The sequence below is a fragment of the Aeromonas sp. 603404 genome (assembly GCF_049171775.1).
GTDB classification, from domain to species: Bacteria; Pseudomonadota; Gammaproteobacteria; order Enterobacterales; family Aeromonadaceae; genus Aeromonas; species Aeromonas veronii_A.
This window is the reverse complement of the sequence record NZ_JAAKPE010000011.1, coordinates 115,558-132,941: the sequence shown is the minus strand read 5'-3', so window position 1 is coordinate 132,941 and position 17,384 is coordinate 115,558. Positions and strand designations below refer to the sequence as shown.

The window sequence follows — 17,384 nt, the reverse complement described above, 5'->3', positions numbered from 1 at the left end:
GCCCTGATAACTCAGGGTCTTTTTTTATGCACTCTGGCTGAACCTCTCAGCCCGAAAGGGATATAACGCTTTTTGGTTGCCTCCCCTACAGTGATGGATATTCTCCACAGGAACGCTTTGTGAAAAGTGCAATGAAACTGCTCACCCCTTTATTGCTAATGCTGACCAGCATGCTCTCCGGCCAGTTGCAGGCAAAGCCACTCAAGGTCGGGGTCAGCTTTGCCATCCCCCCTTATGTCATCGAAGGCGAGAATCGCGGCATTGAGCTGGATCTGCTGAAAGAGGCGTTCGCTGGCAGCGGCTATGAGCCCTGCTTTGAATTTCTGCCACTGGAGCGTACCTTCCGCCTGTTCGAGTCAGGAAAGCTGGATGCCATCATCAACGTCAGACCCGGTATGGTTGATCCTCACGTTCTGACCCAGCCCGTTATCACCTTCCATAACCGGATCTTCACCCTGCGCAGCACCCACATCAGTACTCTGGACGACCTGCATTCAAAACGGGTCACCGCCTTTCAACGGGCAAGGATCATTCTGGGGGGCGCGTTCGCCACCATGGCCAACCAGAATCCCCACTATGAGGAGGTAGCCAAGCAGCAGGTGCAGGTACATCAGCTGATGCGCGGCAGGGTGGATGCAGTCGTACTGGAGGAGCGGGTGTTCTACTACTACCTCGACCAGCTGATCGCCACCGCCCAGGCAGGCGAGCACTACGAGCGCAATCAGGTCAGGCAAGCAGACCTCTTCCCGCCCACCGTCTATCACTTTGCCTTCCGAACGGCCGATGCCCGCAATCTGTTTGATAAGCGCCTTGAGGCGATGCGTCAGGATGGTCGTTATCACCAGATTTTCGCGGCTTACGGCGCCACGCCGTGAGCCACAAACATAAAAGCCAGCCGGTAAGGGCTGGCTTTGTACTGGCTCCGAAGGAACAGCAGTAGGGGAGCGTTACTTCATTGCGCTGCCGTTTTTCAGTTCTGCTTTCTGACGTTTGGCTTCGCGTTTCTCTTTCAGTGACATCTGCGGTTTTTTCTTGGCATCTTTGCCGTTGTGATGTTCTTTGTTACTCATCATCAAACTCCAAAAATGTTACCCAGACAGTTGGTTCCTCATGGGAGCCAGCATGCCATCCGAATCATCAACTTCAGTACGCTTGGTGGGATGGTGCAAGACCATCACCAGACCCAGCATACCCTCCAGCGGCATCCGGATCCAGCCTCATTCTCGTCCAAAAGATGTCGCGTGCAGCCCCTTGAGAGGGGAGGCCAAACGACCTCAACAGGAAAGACCAAAAAAGAGTAATTCGCATTATTAAATGTTGTCACGCTTATATTAAGTCATCGTTGGCTAGATATTTTCACGGAGAAATATAAATCCCTCTCATTATTTATTACCGCGCAAGAGGCCACCATTTTAATAAGCATTCGCAATATCACCGGAAACATCAGGTTACAACACCTAATAGGTTATTTCCGGTCAGCCGGATATAATGCGCGCCGCACCGAAATATCCGTTTTTATTCAGGAAGCTGTGACATGAACAGAAAAACCAGAGCCGCCATGGTGTCGGTCTGCTCCAATATCAGTCTGATCATCATGAAAATGGTGGCCGGGTTCGCCAGCGGCTCGGTCAGTATCATCTCGGAGGCGATCCACTCCGCCATGGATCTGGTGGCGGCCCTGATCGCCCTGTTCGCGGTGAAAAAGTCCGATCTCCCGCCCGATGAACGCCACCCCTATGGTCACGACAAGATTGAAAATGTCTCCGGCGTCATCGAAGCACTGCTTATCTTGCTGGCCGCGGGCTGGATCATCTTCGAAGCCGTCGACAAGCTGATCACCCCCAGCCCGATTGAAAGCATTGGCTGGGGCGTGCTGGTGATGGTGATCTCGGCGCTGGTCAACAGCGGCGTCTCGGCCTACCTCTACAAGGTGGCCCGGGAAGAAGAGTCAGTTGCATTGGCGGCCGATGCGCTCCATCTCAAGGCGGATGTGTTCACCTCCGCCGGGGTCGCCGTCGGTCTTGGCGGGATCTGGCTGGCCGGTCTGTTTGGCCATTCACTCGCCATCCTCGACCCGCTGGTCGCCATTGCGGTCGCCATCTTTATTGTCAGAGAGGCGATCAGCATGCTCAACGAGGCCTTCCAGCCGCTGATCGACCAGAGCATGAGCCCGGAAGAGCTGGCGATGACCAGCCGCATCATCACCGAATGCTGCCCTGCCGCCAGCGGTTTTCACGATCTGCGCAGCCGTCGTGCCGGTCGTCGTCGCCATATCGACTTCCATCTCACCCTGCCCACGGAGATGAGCATCGGCGAAGCCCACGATATCTGTGATCGCATCGAACACGCCATCATGGCGCAGTTGCCCCACGCCATCGTGCTGATCCACGTCGAGCCGGAGGAGCAAGAGCTGCCCTCACCGCTCGCCATAAATTGAAATGTGGCAAACAGGCGGGAAAGTGGCAGCGAAATAACAGAAAGTTGGCACAAACCCGCATTTTTACTGCCGGAAAGCCGATTGCATAAGAAGTGATCGGCACAACTGTGTTAGGGTGTCTAACCACCCTGCCGCAGGAGCGCGCCGTGAAAAAGCTGGAAATGAAAGATCTGACCGAGGCCGAAAAAGCCGAGATAGCCTTGTTATTGCAAAAGGCACAAGCCAATGTAGACCACCAGCTGACCAACGGAGAGCGGAACAAGATCCGCGAAGAGGGTCGCCTGAAAATTGTGGCCGACCGCGCCGAAGCGGCCAAGGCAGCCTCCAAGCTGGCTCGCGAGAAAGCCAAAGAGCGTGCCAAGAACCAGGTACTGCCGGAAACCTTCAGCTGGATTGATTCGGTCAGCAACAAGTTTCGCAGCAAGCGCTGATCCCTTCTTGCAAAACGCCCGCTGGCACTTGGTGCCAGCGGGCGTTTGCATGTCTGGACGATGCTCGATGCGCCAGATTTGGTGCTGCCATTGATTTGCCGCTCAGAAGCTAATCGCAGCAGCAAAGAAGTGATTTACATTGTGAGTTAGAGAAAACGCCAACTGACAATCCACGTCTCTCGCCACCTTTTCATTTTTTCTCATATTTTTTGTCAGAACTGGCTACATAGTCAGGACAAAAAAGCCGAATCTGACTTGCCACAGGGTGATATGAGTCCGCACTGATTTTTCTATGCCGTTGAAATGCATCATGTTTACTATAAAAAATGATATTTTTGGCTGTTACAAAACATTAATATCGAGATAAAGTTTGCTTTAAAAATGAGAGCGTGTTTTAATCTTTCTCGATGGTTCGGCAGTTCAGACCTGATTATGTTAGGCAGTCATTTTAGTAAAGCAGTGATTAGCATAAGCGTTATCCTCGGATAATTCTTATCAAATAATTCTCCTTCTTTAGTGCTCCCAATACGTATTGCTGACGAAAAATCAAAAATTGCCATTTAGGTGGCATTCAACACTATTTAAGGAAATTATTATGTCTAACAAAATGACTGGTACCGTTAAGTTCTTCAACGCTGAGAAAGGTTTTGGTTTCATCTCCCCGGCTGACGGCAGCAAAGACGTGTTCGTACACTTCTCCGCTATCCAGTCCACCAGCTTCAAAACCCTGGACGAAGGTCAGCGCGTTGAGTTCACCATCGAGCAAGGCCAGAAAGGCCCGGCTGCTGCCAACGTAGTTGGTCTGTAATTCAAGCCGGAGCATGCTGCTGATGGCTTATGCCAACTGCTGACAGCTCTGCAAGAATTTAAAAAAACCCGCTTCGGCGGGTTTTTTGTTGTTCCACGCTTTTTTCCTCACTGACCTCCCCTCCCCCGACCGCTTGATCCCTCCCTTACACGCTCTCACCGCTTGAGTCTTAGAATGAGCTCCGAATGGACTCAAAATGTAAAATAGTGACGAAAAAGTCAGGTTATCCGCTGTATTTGCCGCGAATTCTTGCTATTTTGCGCGCCACCAACGCAAACGATTTCCTTCACACTTTCAGGATTAGTTATGGCAAAGCAAGATATGGCCGCCCAAACAGGGACTGGCGGCTTTCTGGACTCTTATTTTTCCATTTCTGCGCGCGGCAGCAGCGTGCGTCAGGAGCTGGTCGCGGGGCTGACCACCTTCCTGGCGATGGTCTACAGCATCATAGTGGTGCCGAACATGCTGGGCGCTGCCGGCTTTGAGCAGGGCCCGGTGTTTGTGGCCACCTGTTTGATCGCCGCCTTCGGCTCCCTGCTGATGGGCCTGTGGGCCAAGCTGCCGATGGCTATCGGTTGCGCGATCTCCCTCACCGCCTTTACCGCCTTCAGTCTGGTGCTGGGTCAGGGACTGAGCATTCCGGTCGCGCTGGGCGCCATCTTCCTGATGGGTGTGCTGTTTACCCTGATCAGCGTCACCGGCGTGCGCCAGTGGATCCTGGACAACCTCCCCTCCGGCATCGCCCACGGTACCGGCATCGGTATCGGTCTGTTCCTGCTGCTGATCGCCACCAACGGCGTTGGCATGGTGATCAAGAACGAAGGGGCCGGTCTGCCGGTACAGCTCGGTGAAGTGACCGCCTTCCCGGTGATCATGACGGTGCTGGGTCTGGCTGCCATCTTCGGTCTGGAGCGTCGCAAGGTGCCGGGCGGCATCCTGATGGTGATCATCGCCATCTCCATCCTCGGCCTTATCTTCGACCCGAAAGTGACCTGGCAGGGCTTCTTCGCCATGCCGAGCCTGACTGGCGAGAAAGGCTCGCTGGTAGGCAGCATGGATCTGCTGGGCGCCCTCAATCCGGTAGTCATTCCGACCGTACTGGCGCTGGTGATGACCGCCGTGTTTGACGCCACCGGCACCATCCGTGCCGTGGCCGGACAGGCGGGTCTCATCAACGAACGTGGCCACATCATCAGCGGCGGCAAGGCCCTGACTGCCGACTCCGTCAGCAGCATGGTGGCAGGTGCCGTTGGTGGCGCTCCGGCTGCCGTCTACATCGAATCCGCCGCAGGCACCGCAGCCGGTGGCAAGACCGGTCTGACCGCCGCGCTGGTCGGCGTGCTGTTCCTGCTGATGATCTTCCTCTCCCCGCTGAGCTATCTGGTACCGGCTTACGCCACCGCACCGGCCCTGATGTACGTCGGTCTGCTGATGCTGGGCAACGTCACCAAGCTGGACTTCAGCGACTCGGTCGATGCCCTCTCCGGCATGCTGTGCGCCGTCTTCATCGTGCTCACCTGCAACATCGTGACCGGCATCATGCTGGGCTTCGTGGCGCTGGTCGTTGGCCGCATCTTCGCTGCCGAGTGGAAGAAGCTGAACGTCGGCACCGTCATCATCGCCCTGGCGCTGGTGGTCTTCTATGCCGGTGGCTGGGCCATCTAACCCGCCCGCATATTCCGGTTATAGCGAAGGGCCCTGCGGGGCCCTTTTTCATGGCTGTGAGTCAGCTAACAGTTTCCCGCCCGCTAGCCCCGCGCCGTTTCAGATTGAAACATCCATCCCCCTTCTGCTGTTTCAAATCCGAACCAAATCGCCCGTCATTTTTATCCCTTTTTCTGTCGTTAGACTGGCTCCATCAACCATTTGCCCACCCGAGCGGTGGCAAGCCAAGGAGTGAGCCATGAAGAAACTGATCAATGCCGTCGATGCCGTGGTCCGTGAACAACTGATGGGGATGGCAGCCGCCCACCCCGAGCTCAAGGTACGTATCGAACCCCACTACATCACCCGCGCCGACTCCCCCGTGATGGGCAAGGTGGCGCTGGTCTCCGGCGGTGGCAGCGGCCACGAGCCGATGCACGGCGGTCTGGTGGGCAAAGGGATGCTGGATGGCGCCTGCCCCGGCGAGATCTTTACCTCTCCGACGCCGGATCAGATGTACGAGTGCGGTCAGGCCGTTGATGGCGGCGCGGGCGTACTATTTCTGGTGAAGAACTACACCGGCGACGTGCTCAACTTCGAGACCGCGGTCGAGCTGCTTCACGGCGACGGGGTCAAGGTAGGCTTCGCCCTGATCGATGACGACGTGGCGGTCAAAGACAGCCTCTACACCGCCGGTCGCCGTGGCGTTGCCACGACCGTGCTGTGCGAGAAGCTGGTCGGTGCCGCCGCCGAGGCGGGCTACGATCTGGCGCGCTGCGAGGCGCTGGCCCGTCGCATCAACAACCAGAGCCGCACCATAGGCGTAGCCATGCATGCCTGCACCGTGCCGGCCGCTGGCAAGCCCTCCTTCACCCTGGCGGACAACGAGATGGAGTTCGGCGTCGGTATCCACGGCGAGCCGGGCATCGAGCGCCGCCCCTTCACCGACCTCAATATGCTGGTGGACGACATGTTCAGCGAGCTGGCGGACAATACCCCCTATGGGCGCACCCTGCGCCACTGGGATCGCACCAGCGGCAGCTGGCAGGAAGAGCACACCTTTATCGAACCGCTCAACAAGGGCGATCGGGTCATCGCGCTGGTTAACAGCCTCGGCGGCACCCCCATCTCCGAGCTCTATGGCGTCTATGGCCGCCTCGCTACCCTGTGCGAGGAGGCGGGCATCCATCTGGTGCGCAACCTGATCGGCCCCTACTGCACCTCCCTCGACATGACCGGCATCTCCATCACCCTGCTCAAGGTAGATGACGAACTGATGACCCTGTGGGATGCCCCCGTTCACACCCCCGCCCTGCGTCGCGGCTGCTAAGGAGAACCCATGTTAAGCAAGCATCACATCGTCAACTGGCTGCTGGACTGCGAACACATCTTTACCGAGCAGCGTGACTACCTCACCGCGCTGGATACCGACATCGGCGACGGCGACCACGGCCTCAACATGCAGCGCGGCTTCGCCAAGGTGGCCGAGAAGCTGCCCGCAGTGGCAGACAAGGATATCGGGCAGGTACTGAAAACCACCGGTATGACATTGCTCTCCTCGGTCGGCGGCGCCAGCGGCCCGCTCTACGGCACCTTCTTTATCCGGGCCGCGGCCAGCAGCGATGCCTGCCAGAGCCTGAGCCTCAGCCAGTTGTGCAAAATGCTGAGTGACGGGGTCGAGGGGATCGTCTCCCGCGGCCGTGCCGAGCCGGGCGACAAGACTATGTGCGATGCCTGGTGGCCGGCACTGGCCGCCCTGCAACAGGCGCAGCAGCAAGAGCTGCCCCTCAATGAAGCACTGGACAAGGCGGTGGCAGCCGCCGCGGCCGGTACCGAGGCGACCATCCAGATGCAGGCCCGCAAGGGGCGCGCCAGCTATCTTGGCGAGCGCAGCATCGGCCATCAGGATGCCGGGGCCACCTCGACCCTGCTGCTGCTGAGCGCCCTGCGTGACAGAGCGAGGTTGTGACATGATCGGAATCGTAGTTGTCTCTCACAGCGCCATGCTGGCGGCCGGCTTGAAAGCGCTGGCCGACCAGCTCGGCAGCCCGGCCCGATTGCTGCTGGCGGCCGGGGTCGATGACCCCGACCACCCCATCGGCACCGATGCCATCGCGGTGATGAGTGCGATTGAAGAGGCGGACGACGGCAGCGGCGTGCTGGTGCTGATGGACTTGGGCAGCGCTCTGCTCAGCGCCGAGACCGCCCTAGAACTGCTGCCACCCGAGTTAAGCGCAAGGGTGCGGCTCTGCCCGGCCCCGCTGGTGGAGGGCACCCTGGCCGCTGTGGTGGCGGCCGGTTCCGGCCTGACGCTGGATGAGGTGGCCACCGAGGCACTCGGCGCGCTGGGCCCGAAACAGGCGATGCTGCCTGCCAGCGCGGCGCAGGCCGCCACCGAGACAGCCCCCGTTGCTGACGACGGCTGGCTGCGCTGCGAGGTGGTGGTGGATAACCCCCACGGCCTGCATGTGCGCCCCGCCGCCCGGCTGGTGGCCGCCCTCAAGCCCTTTGCCGCCGAACTCAAGCTGCAAAAGGGGGACAAAGAGGCCAATCCCCGCAGCCTGACCCGGCTCGCCATGCTCAACGTGCGTCAGGGCGACCAACTCACCCTGCTGGCACGCGGGGAGGATGCCAGCGCCGCCTTGGCCTGCTTCCAGCAGCTGGCCTTTGATCGCTTCGGCGACTGACGCCGCACACCATTGTTTCAAGGGGTTGCACTCGCTCGCAGAGCCTGTGCAGCTTCATTCAAGACGAAGGAGTCCCCGGCACTGCCGCCCCTTCGCCCCGATTCTTAATTAGTAAAGAGAGAGGGATAGAATATGGACCGCATTATCATCAGCCCCAGCAAATACGTGCAAGGCAACGGGGCCCTCGCCAACATCGGCAACTACGTCAAAGCGCTCGGCAGCAAGCCACTGATCCTGGCTGACGCCTTCGTCACCAAGCTGGTGGGCGATACCGTGGCCACCAGCTTCCACGGCGCCGGTATCAAGCCGGAATTCGACTGCTTCAACGGCGAGTGTTCCCGCCCCGAGATCGACCGCTTGCTGGCCCGCTGCAAGCAGACGCCGTTTGACGTCATCATCGGCATCGGCGGCGGCAAGACGCTGGATACCGCCAAGTCGGTCGCCTTCTACCAGAAGGTGCCGGTGGTCATAGTACCCACCATCGCCTCCACCGATGCCCCCACCAGCGCGCTGGCGGTCATCTACACCCCGGAGGGGCAGTTCAGCGAATACCTGATGATCCCGACCAACCCCAACATGGTCATCATGGATACCGGCGTGGTCTCCCGCGCCCCGGTGCGGCTGCTGGTCTCCGGCATGGGGGATGCGCTCTCCACCTACTTCGAGGCGCGCGCCAACAAGGTTTCCGGTTGCCAGACCATGGCCGGTGGCGCCTCCACCCTGGCGGCGCAGGCCATCGCCGAGCTCTGCTACAAGACCCTGCTGGCCGATGGCTACAAGGCCAAGCTGGCGGTGGAGCAGGGGCTCTGCACCAAGGCGGTGGAGAACATCATCGAGGCCAACACCTATCTGAGCGGTATCGGCTTCGAAAGCAGCGGGCTGGCCGCCGCCCACGCCATCCACAACGGCCTGACCCAGCTGGCCGAGTGCCACCACCTCTATCACGGTGAGAAAGTTGCATTCGGTACCCTGGTGCAACTGGTGCTGGAGAACGCCCCGATGGCGGAGATCGAAACCGTGCTGGGTTTCTGCCGCTCGGTGGGCCTGCCGACCAACCTGCATATGATGGGGGTCAAGGAGCTGGATATGGCGCGCCTGATGGAGGTGGCCAAAGCCTCCACCGCCGAGGGCGAAACCATCCACAATATGCCGTTCAAGGTCACTGCCGAAGATGTGCTGGCAGCTATCGTGACTGCCCACCAGCTGGGGCTGTAACCGCGCTACGACTGACCCTGCCATATAACAAGGCCCCGCAACTGCGGGGCCGTTTCGTTTTCTGCGGGCCGGTTTGCAACGGCTTCAATAGCCATCAGCCCTGATAGTCGGCGGGATCGATCTCGAGCAGCTTGAGTCGTCGCCAGAGGGTGGTGCGGCTGATGCCAAGATGCTGGGCCATCTGGCTCACCTGCCCCTTGCAGGCATGGGCGCAGCGCAGGATGGCTTGCCGCTCCAGCTCCGCCAGCGTGAGCAGCGGTTGCCCCACCACCTCGTCCGCCACCCGCTGATAACCGTGCCGAATGGCGGCGGGCAGCGCCTCCGGCGGGATCGGCCCCTGACCGGCCTGAAGCAGCGCATGCTCGACGGCGCTGCGCAGCTCCCCCAGATTGCCGGGCCAGGGATAGGCGAGCAGACAGTCGAGGGCCGCCGGACTGAACTGGCGTACCGGCTCGCGCCCCTGCGCCCCTAGCTGCTGGCTGATAAGACCCGGCAGATCCGCCGCGCGCTCTCGCAGCCCCGGCAGCCACAGCTCGCACGCCTGCAAGGCATAGAGCAGCTGGCGGCCAAACAGCCCCTCCTGCACCAGCTGCTCCAGCGGGGCGCTGCTGGTGGCGATGATCCGCACCTTGAGCGGCAGGATGCGGGCCGAATCGAAGCGCTGGATGCGGCCGGTCTTGAGCAGTTGCAGCAGCGCCGCCTGCATGGGGGCGGAGAGGCACTCCACCTGCTCCAGCACCAGGGTGCCACCGTGGGCCAGCTCGAACTTGCCTGCCCGCTCCTGCCCCGCCTCGTCGGAGCCCATCAGCTCCAGCGCCATCCGCTCGCTCGGCAGTGCCTTGCAGTTGAGGGTAATAAGCGGCCCGGCGGCCCGCTCACTGCCAAAGTGGATCGCCTCCGCCAGCTGGGCCTTGCCCACCTCCTCCTCGCCACGCAGCAGGATCGGCCCCTGACTCTGGGCCGCCTGCCGGGCGTAGCGCAGCAGCTTGCGCATGGCGCTCGATTCGCCCACCAGCGCCGACAACTCGGGCACCGTCTGGCGCAACTGGTGAATGGCCCGCAGCCGATCGACCGGGTGCAGCAGGGCGATAAAGCTGACCCCCTCCGGCCCCGGCAGCGGCTTGAGGCTCACCAGCGCATTGATAAACTCTCCCCCCTGCGCGCCGAGCCGCTCCAGCGTCACCTCCACATGGCTGAGCGGCGTCTGCCCCCTGATGGCCAGCTGCAACCGCTGGGGCAACAACAGGTGCTGCTCCAGCGGTTGGCCGAGGCAGAGCGCCGGATCGAGCCGCAGCCGGTGGGCCGCCAGCGCGTTGAGGTAGCGCAGCCGACCCTGCGGATCCCAGGCCAGCACGCCGTCATCCATGCCGTCGAGCAGGGCGTAAAGCTCGCTCAGGTGGTGCTGGGACTCCTGCATCAGGGTCTCCATCTGCAGCAGATGTGCCAGCTCGCGCCCGGCGCTGACGGTGAGCGCCAGATCGCCGGCGCTCGCCTCCTCCACCTTGCAGATCAAAGCGATGATGGCGACCTGACGGCCATTGCTGTTGTAGACCGGGCTGGCGCAGCTGTGCCATGGGTGCAGGGTTTGGTTGAAGTGCTGGGGGCCGCTGACGCAGAGCGGTACCCCCTCCAGCGCCGCCAGATTGATGGCATTGGTGCCGATGCGCCCCTCGCTGAAGAAGGCGCCGGGGCCAAACCCCAGCGCTGCCAGTTCGCGCAAGGTGTCGGGGTGACCGGTCTGGGCCAGCAGGCAGCCGCTCTCGTCGGTGAGCAGCAGGGCGCAGGGGCGCCCCTCCATAAATTCGTAGAGATCTTCGAGGGCCATCTCGCCGGTGGTGAGCAGGTCACGCTTGCGCTGACGCAGGCTCTGCAAGGTCTGCCCCTTGGCGCTGTGGGGCGGATGCCAGAGGGTGGCACTGGTCTGGTGGGCGCAGCGCAGCCAGGAGGCCTGCAGATAGTCAGGCCAAGCGAGCAGCGGCTGAAGGTCAGATGGCATGGTCACAGCAATATCCGGCAAGATGTGAGCCGACCATTTAACCACGCCAGCGCCCCCGATTCAGTGACCTGCCTCAGAGGGTGGCAACGTTTAAAGACACCAGGTTGCCGCTAAGCGGCACGTACAGTCCTGACTGCCCGCAGCACGCTCTGGCGCCCCTGCCAGTAGCCCTGCAGATAGCCGGACTCCAGCTTGATCGGATCCTGGGTAAAACGGGAGACCATGAAATCGGTCGGTGGCGCGATCACCTCGATGTCGCAATCGGCAGGGGGATTGGCGATGAAATCGAGCGCCCGGTTGTAGGCGCGATCCCGCTCCAGCATAGCTTGCGCCAGTGCAGGCTGGGTTTTCAGCAAGGCTTTGACCATCCAGCAGAAACGGGCCGGCTTCTTGCGATAGCCCCGGGGTTCCGACAGCACCACTGTCATCCGCCGTGCACCGCGCCGATAGGCCTCGATCACCGGAATGGAGTCGCTGATCCCGCCATCGGCCATCGGGCGACCATCGACGCAGGGGGTATCGTGCTGCACCACTGGCAGGGCGCAGGTGGCGGTCAGCACCTCATCCATGTTGTCGGGCCGCACCGGCAGATAGATGGCCTTGCCGCTCGCCACATCGGTCGCCACCGCATAGAAGGGAATGTCGCGGGCGCAGAAAGTCTCGAGATCGAGCGGGAAGCGATGGCGACTGGCTTGCCACAGCCAGCCGATGTCCACCAGATCGCCCCCTTTGACAAAGCGCAGGGGATCGAGAAACCGGGAACTGCAAGCCAGCTCGGTGATGATGTGGTGGCTGCGGCGCGGCTGCTCGCTCAGATAAGAGACCAGATTGGTGGCACCGGCCGAGACGCCCATGACGAAATCGAACGGGTAGTGGTGGCTTTCCACGAAGGCATCGAGCACGCCGCTGGCAAAGATGCCGCGCATCGCCCCCCCTTCGACAATCAGGGCGCAAGAGTGGGAATTAAACATAACAAGGCTCCGTCAGCTGTAATACCTGCCGGGATCGATCCCGGCCCAGTGATGGACGCCTTCATGCAGAACATCAAGACGCCGCAGCAGGACGATTCAGGCTCACTCGCACAAGCCAGAAGCGGGCAGGAGCAAACCTGAACCGTGAAGCGACCCCCAGTATATGCAGCGCACCAACCTTCAAAAAATGAATTTAAATAATAAAAAACATGCCTTTTTGGCATGCTTAAGCGCATCGGCAGATCCGGCCCTTTATCCGGGAACAACACCATCAGGATCAAGGCAGCCCGGGCCCGAACGTCCCGTCGACGGGGTTGTAGTGGTAGGCCCGATAATCAAAGTCCACCTTATCAAGGCGCGGATTGGCCAACTCGAACAGCAGGCGCCTGGGGAGCTGCGCCTGCTCAAGGGAAGGTTTGAAGTGGCGCAGCCAGAGCTGTTGCAGCGAGCCATCCCGCCACGCCAGTTTGAGGCCGACCGAGAGGCGGCGGATGGCGGCCTGATTATCCTTGTGGGTGTAGAAGAGGTGGAGGAAGGGATAGTGCAGCGCCACTCGCCGATCCACGGTGAGGCCGGGCAGATCACTGTGCTGCTCCTGCTCGATGAAGAGCTCGTTGGCCCCGCGGCAGAAGAGATCGATGCGACCGCGAGCCACCAGCTTGAACAGCCGCTCGTAACCGTCGATCTCCTGCACCTTGAATCCCCCATGACGCAGGATCTCCGCATCCTGCCAGCCACGTCCCTGCCCGTGCAGAAATTGCTGCAGGTCGGTCAGGGTATTGACCCTTGCCACCGCATCGGCCTGCTGCGGGCTGACAAAGCAGATGCGATAACCGAGGATGCCCAGCTCCACCGGAAAACGGACGTAATCCAGCGCTCCGCTCTCTGCGGCCGGGCGCAGACTGTCAGCCACAAACAGATTGGGGTATTGCTGAGTCTGCACAATCTGTCGCATCCGGATACGGTTCATCGGCGGCGCGGTTCGCAGCTCGTAGTCACCGAAGCTGTCGCGGGTCTTCTCCAGCGCCAGCTGCAACAGATCGCGAAAATAGAGGGTACGCAAGTCCCGATCGCTCTCGGGGCTGATATGAGTGATGACGTCGCTCGCCCGTAGGGGAGTGGCAAGGAGGGAAAGGCTGCACAGCAGCAAGCAGGAAGCGAGGCGATGAAAGGTCATACTGCTCATCCCGGAAATACAGGCTCACTAGAGTGTAGCGCCGGGACGAGCCGCCTTCTAAAGGGAAGCCAGGCCTACCAGAACATCCGGCCCAGCAGGGGTGCCAGCAGCACGGTCACCATACCTGCGATCATCATCACCATGCTGGAGACCACCCCTTCTTCGTTGCCCATCTGATAGGCCCTGGCGGTACCGGCGCCGTGGGCCGAGGCACCAAACCCCGCCCCCTTGCCGAGACGGCTGCGAATGGCCAGCACGGTGAGCACGCTCTCACCCACCGCCATGCCGATGACGCCGGTGAGCACCACAAACAGCGCGGTGAGGTCGCTCTGACCGCCGATGGCGCGGGTCGCCTCCACCGCAAACGGTGTAGTGATGGAACGCATCGCCAGACTGCGTTGCAACATGTCGGAGAGATCCAGCCAGCGAGCCAGCAGCACGGTACTCCCCACCGCCATGATGACGGAAGCGACCACCCCTACCGACAACGACAACCAGTGGCGACGAATGAGCTGGCGGTTCTCGTAGACCGGCACCGCGAAGGCGACGGTGGCGGGGCCCAGCAGCCAGAGCAGCCAGTGGGATTCCGCCATGTAATCCTGATAGGGGATGTGGAACAGCAGCACCACGGCCACCAGCAGGGTCGGCGCCAGTAGCAGCGGCATCAGCGGCAGAATGCGCTTCTTGCCATAGAGCCATTTGCTGGCGTAGTAGAAGAGCAGGGTGAGGGCGAAACAGATCAGCCCGAGCAGGGTATCAGACATGACGGCGACTCCGGCGGGCCAGTTTCAGTTCGAGGCGGTAAACCCGATCCACCACCAGCGCCGTGGTGCCGAGCACTAGCGTAGTGCTCACCAGCAGCACCACCATGATGCGCCACCCCTCCTGCAACAGCAGATCCTGATAGTTGACCACCGCCACCACGGCGGGCACGAAGAAGAGCAGCATCTCGGCCAGCAGCCAGCGAGCACCCGCGCTAAACCACTCGGCCTTAACCACCCCGAGCAGGATGCAGGCCAGCAGCAACAACATGCCGGTGAGGTTGGCGGGCAGCGGCAGATGGAGGGTACGCACCGCGGTATCGGCCAGCAGCCAGATGGCTGCCAGCAACACAATCTGGAAGGGAGTCTGTAACCAGCGCAAGCAGAGGGCTTTCATGATCATCGTCTTTCTGTGAACCGGCTCACAGTATAGAGTTGAGCAAAACCTGCCAGAAATGAATTAAAATTATCGAATTCATGCCCCATAGGCATACTTCATCCTGCACCCGCCAACAAGGGTCGAGAGAGTCCATGGATATTCGCGCCCTGCGCTATTTTGTCGAACTGGTGCGGGAAAAAAGCTTCACCCGCGCCTCTGAAAAGCTGTTCGTCACCCAGCCCACCATCAGCAAGATGATCCGCAATATCGAGGAGGAGCTGGGTCAACCCCTGCTAAACCGGGAAGGGCGCCGCTTCACCCTGACCGACAGCGGCCAGGTGCTGTTCAACCGGGCCCAGACCATCTTGGCAGAGATGCAGCAGCTGGAGGCCGAACTGGCGGATCTGCAGAGCCTGCAACATGGTCGCCTCACCCTCGGCATTCCCCCCATGGTGGGTCACGTCTATGCGGATCTGATCCGCGCCTACCGCAGCCGCTATCCCAAGGTGGAGCTGACCCTGGTGGAGTACGGCGGTCGCCGCATTGAACAGGCGGTGCTGGAGGGGGAGCTGGATCTCGCCATCACCATGCTGCCGACCAAAGAGGGAGGCGCCCTCAGCGCGCTGGAGCTGGATCAATACCCGATCCGGGTAGTGCTGCCTGATCAACCCCGCTGGCATGGCGAGGCGCCGCTGCGGCTGGAGTCCCTGCAGGAGGAGCCCTTCCTGCTCTATACCCAGGCGTTTACCCTGAGCGAGCGGCTGGAGCAGGCATGTCAGGAGGCGGGCTTTGTGCCGCAGGTGGCGGCGCGCAGCAGCCAGTGGGATTTTCTCACCGCCATGGTACGCAGCGGCATGGGGGTCGCCTTCTTGCCGGAGCCGGTCTGCCACCGGCTGACCCCGGATGGTCTGGTGCTGCGGCCGCTGGAGCCCGAATTGAGCTGGCGACTCGGGGTGATCTGGCCGAGCGAGCGCTATCTCTCCCGCACCGCCGAGGCCTGGTTGGCCCTCTGCCGCCAGCGGCAGGCACCTCAGTAATCGCCGAAGCGATCGGTCTGCGGATTGTAGAAGTAGGGGCGGTAATCGAAGCTGATCCCGTCGAGGAAGGGGTTATCCAGTCGCAGCAGTCGGCGCTGGGAGAGCTTGGCAAAGGCGATGGCCGGGCCAAAGCTCTTGCGCCACAGCGCCTGTAGCGAGCCATCCTGCCACGCCAGCTGCAACCCCCGCTCGACCCGCTGCAGCGCCTCGCGATTGTTGGGATTGGTGTAGAAAACCCGGGGCAGCGGGTAGTAGATCAACAATGCATCATCCACCAGCAGGTCCGTCATCTCCTTGTGGGTCAGCTGCTCGCTGCGCAGCTCGCTCACCCCGCGGCAGAAGAGATCGAAGCGGCCCCGCGCCACCATTTTGAACAGCTTTTCGTACCCCTCCACTTCCACCACCTCCATCCCGGCGTAACGCAGGATATCCACATCCAGCCACCCCTTGCCCTGACCGAAGGTGAACTGGCGCAGCCCCTTGAGGTCGGTCACTTTGCTCACCGCCCCCTTTTGCTGCGGGCTGACAAAACAGATGCGGTAGCTGACGATGCCCAGATGGATGGGAAAACGGACATAGGCGAGCCCCAGATCCTCGCGGGTGCTGCTGTAGCTGTCCATTACAAAGAGGTTGGGATAGTTGTCGAGCTGCATGCTGACCCGCTCGCGCGCCTTGGTCATGGGCGGCGCAGGCTCCAACAGATAGTCGCCAAACTGGTCGCGGGTCTTGTCGAGGGCGAGCCGCAGCAGCTCCCGATCATAAGTGGTGCGCGGGTCCCGCTCGCTCTCCGGGCTGATATAGGTAAACCGGGTGGCCGCCTGTCCGGTCAGCGACAACATGCAGAGCAGAGCGGCAGCCAGCAGATGCAGGGGTGACATAAACCGCGCCTTGGCTGAAGGGGTTCTTTCAGTGTAGCCCCTAGCTTGGCCGCTCGGCCCTGCCGCCACCCCACGCTCTCCTCCACTTTTCGGCCAGTCGCATCCATCAGCCTACTCCCCCACCGGAGGTGTGCTTCTGAGCGATGTGGCATAACGCTGATAGGCAGCAGAGTCGCGCACCTGCTCGATAGCATCCCACGCCTGCCGGCTTTGTCGGGGATGAGATTGATAGAAGCGGTGAGAGAAGACCAGATAGTAGGGCTTCTCCACCAGTACCGGCGACAGCCGCTCGATACGGGCCTGCAACGCGGGATGGGCCGCCAGAATGCTGTCGGCCACCTCGGTCTGGATGGCGGTCGCCTGCGCCCGATCCATCACCAGCTTTTTCAACATGATCAGCGGGTCACGGCTGGAGTCATCCACCTCGGCTCCCGCAGCCTGCAACCAGTCGACGATGGAGAATCCCGACTGGGCCGCCACCATGCCCTTGATCCTGAGGGTGGTGCCATCCCACAGGCTCTTGCCCCCCTTTAGCTGGTAGAGGCTGTAGCTCTCGGTCAGCAGCCGCTTGGCGGGGTCGGGTTTGCCCTCACGCATGGGATAGACCCCCACCCTGGTCGCCCGCTCGACGCTGTAACTCATCTTGATGGCCGCATCCATCTGGCCACTGCTCACCCGAGAGAGGCAGCGCTTCCACGGCAGCGGCGTCAGCACGATCTCGGCATTGAGGGCGGTAGCAACCGCCTTTAGGTGATACTGGACAATCCCCTCCCCCGATTGCAGCAGCCAGGGGTAGGAGTCACTGTTTTCGAGGCAGGTACGCAGCGTAAAGACCGGGGCTGCACCGCCGGTGGCAGGCAGCAGCAACGCGATGAAGAGCAAGGAGAGGGCAGATGCGTGCATGGGCCATCTCCTTTGCGGCAATGATCTCTCCCTTACTCTATCAGAGCTGCGCACCTGATA

At 61.1% G+C, this 17,384-nt stretch carries 18 protein-coding genes; 10 read left to right on the top strand and 8 right to left on the bottom strand.

From position 1 onward, the window contains the following. The first annotated feature begins 131 nt into the window (after positions 1 to 131). Positions 132 to 875, top strand: a complete 744-nt coding sequence (locus G5306_RS15085) for a substrate-binding periplasmic protein (RefSeq protein ID WP_368226823.1) — start codon at positions 132 to 134, stop codon at positions 873 to 875. 72 nt (positions 876 to 947) lie between these two features. Here G5306_RS15085 and G5306_RS15080 read toward each other — a convergent pair whose 3' ends face one another. Continuing rightward, positions 948 to 1,073 (bottom strand): hypothetical protein, encoded by a 126-nt coding sequence (locus G5306_RS15080; RefSeq protein WP_019445191.1) that lies wholly within the window; start codon positions 1,071 to 1,073, stop codon positions 948 to 950. A gap of 461 nt (positions 1,074 to 1,534) precedes the next feature. Here G5306_RS15080 and G5306_RS15075 point away from each other — a divergent pair, with 461 nt between their 5' ends. The 8 genes from G5306_RS15075 (at position 1,535) to G5306_RS15040 (ending at position 9,222) form a co-directional block, all read left to right on the top strand. Continuing rightward, the gene (locus tag G5306_RS15075) at positions 1,535 to 2,437 is read left to right on the top strand and encodes a cation diffusion facilitator family transporter (RefSeq protein ID WP_421313085.1); all 903 of its coding nucleotides are present in this window, start codon (positions 1,535 to 1,537) and stop codon (positions 2,435 to 2,437) included. Positions 2,438 to 2,583: 146 nt separating this feature from the next. Further along, a complete protein-coding gene (gene yjbD, locus G5306_RS15070) occupies positions 2,584 to 2,868 on the top strand; it encodes a DUF3811 domain-containing protein (RefSeq protein ID WP_421209399.1) in 285 nt (94 codons plus the stop codon). A gap of 595 nt (positions 2,869 to 3,463) precedes the next feature. Next, positions 3,464 to 3,676, top strand: a complete 213-nt coding sequence (gene cspE, locus G5306_RS15065) for a transcription antiterminator/RNA stability regulator CspE (protein WP_005316548.1) — start codon at positions 3,464 to 3,466, stop codon at positions 3,674 to 3,676. A 306-nt stretch (positions 3,677 to 3,982) separates the two neighbouring features. After that, complete coding sequence (locus G5306_RS15060; RefSeq protein ID WP_005355011.1) at positions 3,983 to 5,341, top strand: NCS2 family permease; 1,359 nt, start codon at positions 3,983 to 3,985, stop codon at positions 5,339 to 5,341. 238 nt (positions 5,342 to 5,579) lie between these two features. Continuing rightward, positions 5,580 to 6,650, top strand: coding sequence for a dihydroxyacetone kinase subunit DhaK (dhaK, locus tag G5306_RS15055; protein WP_421313084.1), 1,071 nt, complete (start codon positions 5,580 to 5,582; stop codon positions 6,648 to 6,650). Between the two features lie 9 nt (positions 6,651 to 6,659). Then, positions 6,660 to 7,289, top strand: coding sequence for a dihydroxyacetone kinase subunit DhaL (dhaL, locus tag G5306_RS15050; protein ID WP_421313083.1), 630 nt, complete (start codon positions 6,660 to 6,662; stop codon positions 7,287 to 7,289). A 1-nt stretch (position 7,290) separates the two neighbouring features. Further along, positions 7,291 to 8,007 (top strand): dihydroxyacetone kinase phosphoryl donor subunit DhaM, encoded by a 717-nt coding sequence (gene dhaM / locus G5306_RS15045; protein WP_421313082.1) that lies wholly within the window; start codon positions 7,291 to 7,293, stop codon positions 8,005 to 8,007. A gap of 132 nt (positions 8,008 to 8,139) precedes the next feature. Continuing rightward, entirely contained in the window at positions 8,140 to 9,222 is a 1,083-nt protein-coding gene (locus G5306_RS15040; RefSeq protein ID WP_064337434.1) for a glycerol dehydrogenase, read from the top strand. Positions 9,223 to 9,316: 94 nt separating this feature from the next. On the opposite strand, the gene dhaR is transcribed toward G5306_RS15040, so the two are convergent. The 5 genes from dhaR to G5306_RS15015 form a co-directional block, all read right to left on the bottom strand. After that, on the bottom strand, positions 9,317 to 11,218 hold the full coding sequence (gene dhaR / locus G5306_RS15035) for a dihydroxyacetone kinase operon transcriptional regulator DhaR (protein ID WP_421313081.1): 1,902 nt from the start codon (positions 11,216 to 11,218) through the stop codon (positions 9,317 to 9,319). 110 nt (positions 11,219 to 11,328) lie between these two features. Continuing rightward, the gene (locus G5306_RS15030) at positions 11,329 to 12,189 is read right to left on the bottom strand and encodes a patatin-like phospholipase family protein (RefSeq protein WP_421313080.1); all 861 of its coding nucleotides are present in this window, start codon (positions 12,187 to 12,189) and stop codon (positions 11,329 to 11,331) included. Between the two features lie 277 nt (positions 12,190 to 12,466). Further along, a complete protein-coding gene (locus G5306_RS15025; RefSeq protein ID WP_342291521.1) occupies positions 12,467 to 13,366 on the bottom strand; it encodes a hypothetical protein in 900 nt (299 codons plus the stop codon). A gap of 74 nt (positions 13,367 to 13,440) precedes the next feature. Then, positions 13,441 to 14,130 (bottom strand): LrgB family protein, encoded by a 690-nt coding sequence (locus tag G5306_RS15020; protein WP_005341581.1) that lies wholly within the window; start codon positions 14,128 to 14,130, stop codon positions 13,441 to 13,443. Further along, positions 14,123 to 14,524: a CidA/LrgA family protein gene (locus tag G5306_RS15015; protein ID WP_040069042.1), complete on the bottom strand. Its 402-nt coding sequence runs from the start codon at positions 14,522 to 14,524 to the stop codon at positions 14,123 to 14,125. Before G5306_RS15015 ends, G5306_RS15020 begins: the two co-directional genes overlap by 8 nt. A 134-nt stretch (positions 14,525 to 14,658) precedes the next feature. On the opposite strand from G5306_RS15015, the gene G5306_RS15010 reads away from it, so the two are divergent. Continuing rightward, on the top strand, positions 14,659 to 15,543 hold the full coding sequence (locus G5306_RS15010; protein WP_047434749.1) for a LysR family transcriptional regulator: 885 nt from the start codon (positions 14,659 to 14,661) through the stop codon (positions 15,541 to 15,543). On the opposite strand, the gene G5306_RS15005 is transcribed toward G5306_RS15010, so the two are convergent. After that, a complete protein-coding gene (locus tag G5306_RS15005) occupies positions 15,537 to 16,421 on the bottom strand; it encodes a hypothetical protein (protein ID WP_421313079.1) in 885 nt (294 codons plus the stop codon). The two genes, G5306_RS15010 and G5306_RS15005, sit on opposite strands and share 7 nt — an antisense overlap. 111 nt (positions 16,422 to 16,532) lie before the next feature. Continuing rightward, the gene (locus tag G5306_RS15000; protein WP_216952183.1) at positions 16,533 to 17,324 is read right to left on the bottom strand and encodes a substrate-binding periplasmic protein; all 792 of its coding nucleotides are present in this window, start codon (positions 17,322 to 17,324) and stop codon (positions 16,533 to 16,535) included. Positions 17,325 to 17,384 lie beyond the last annotated feature (60 nt).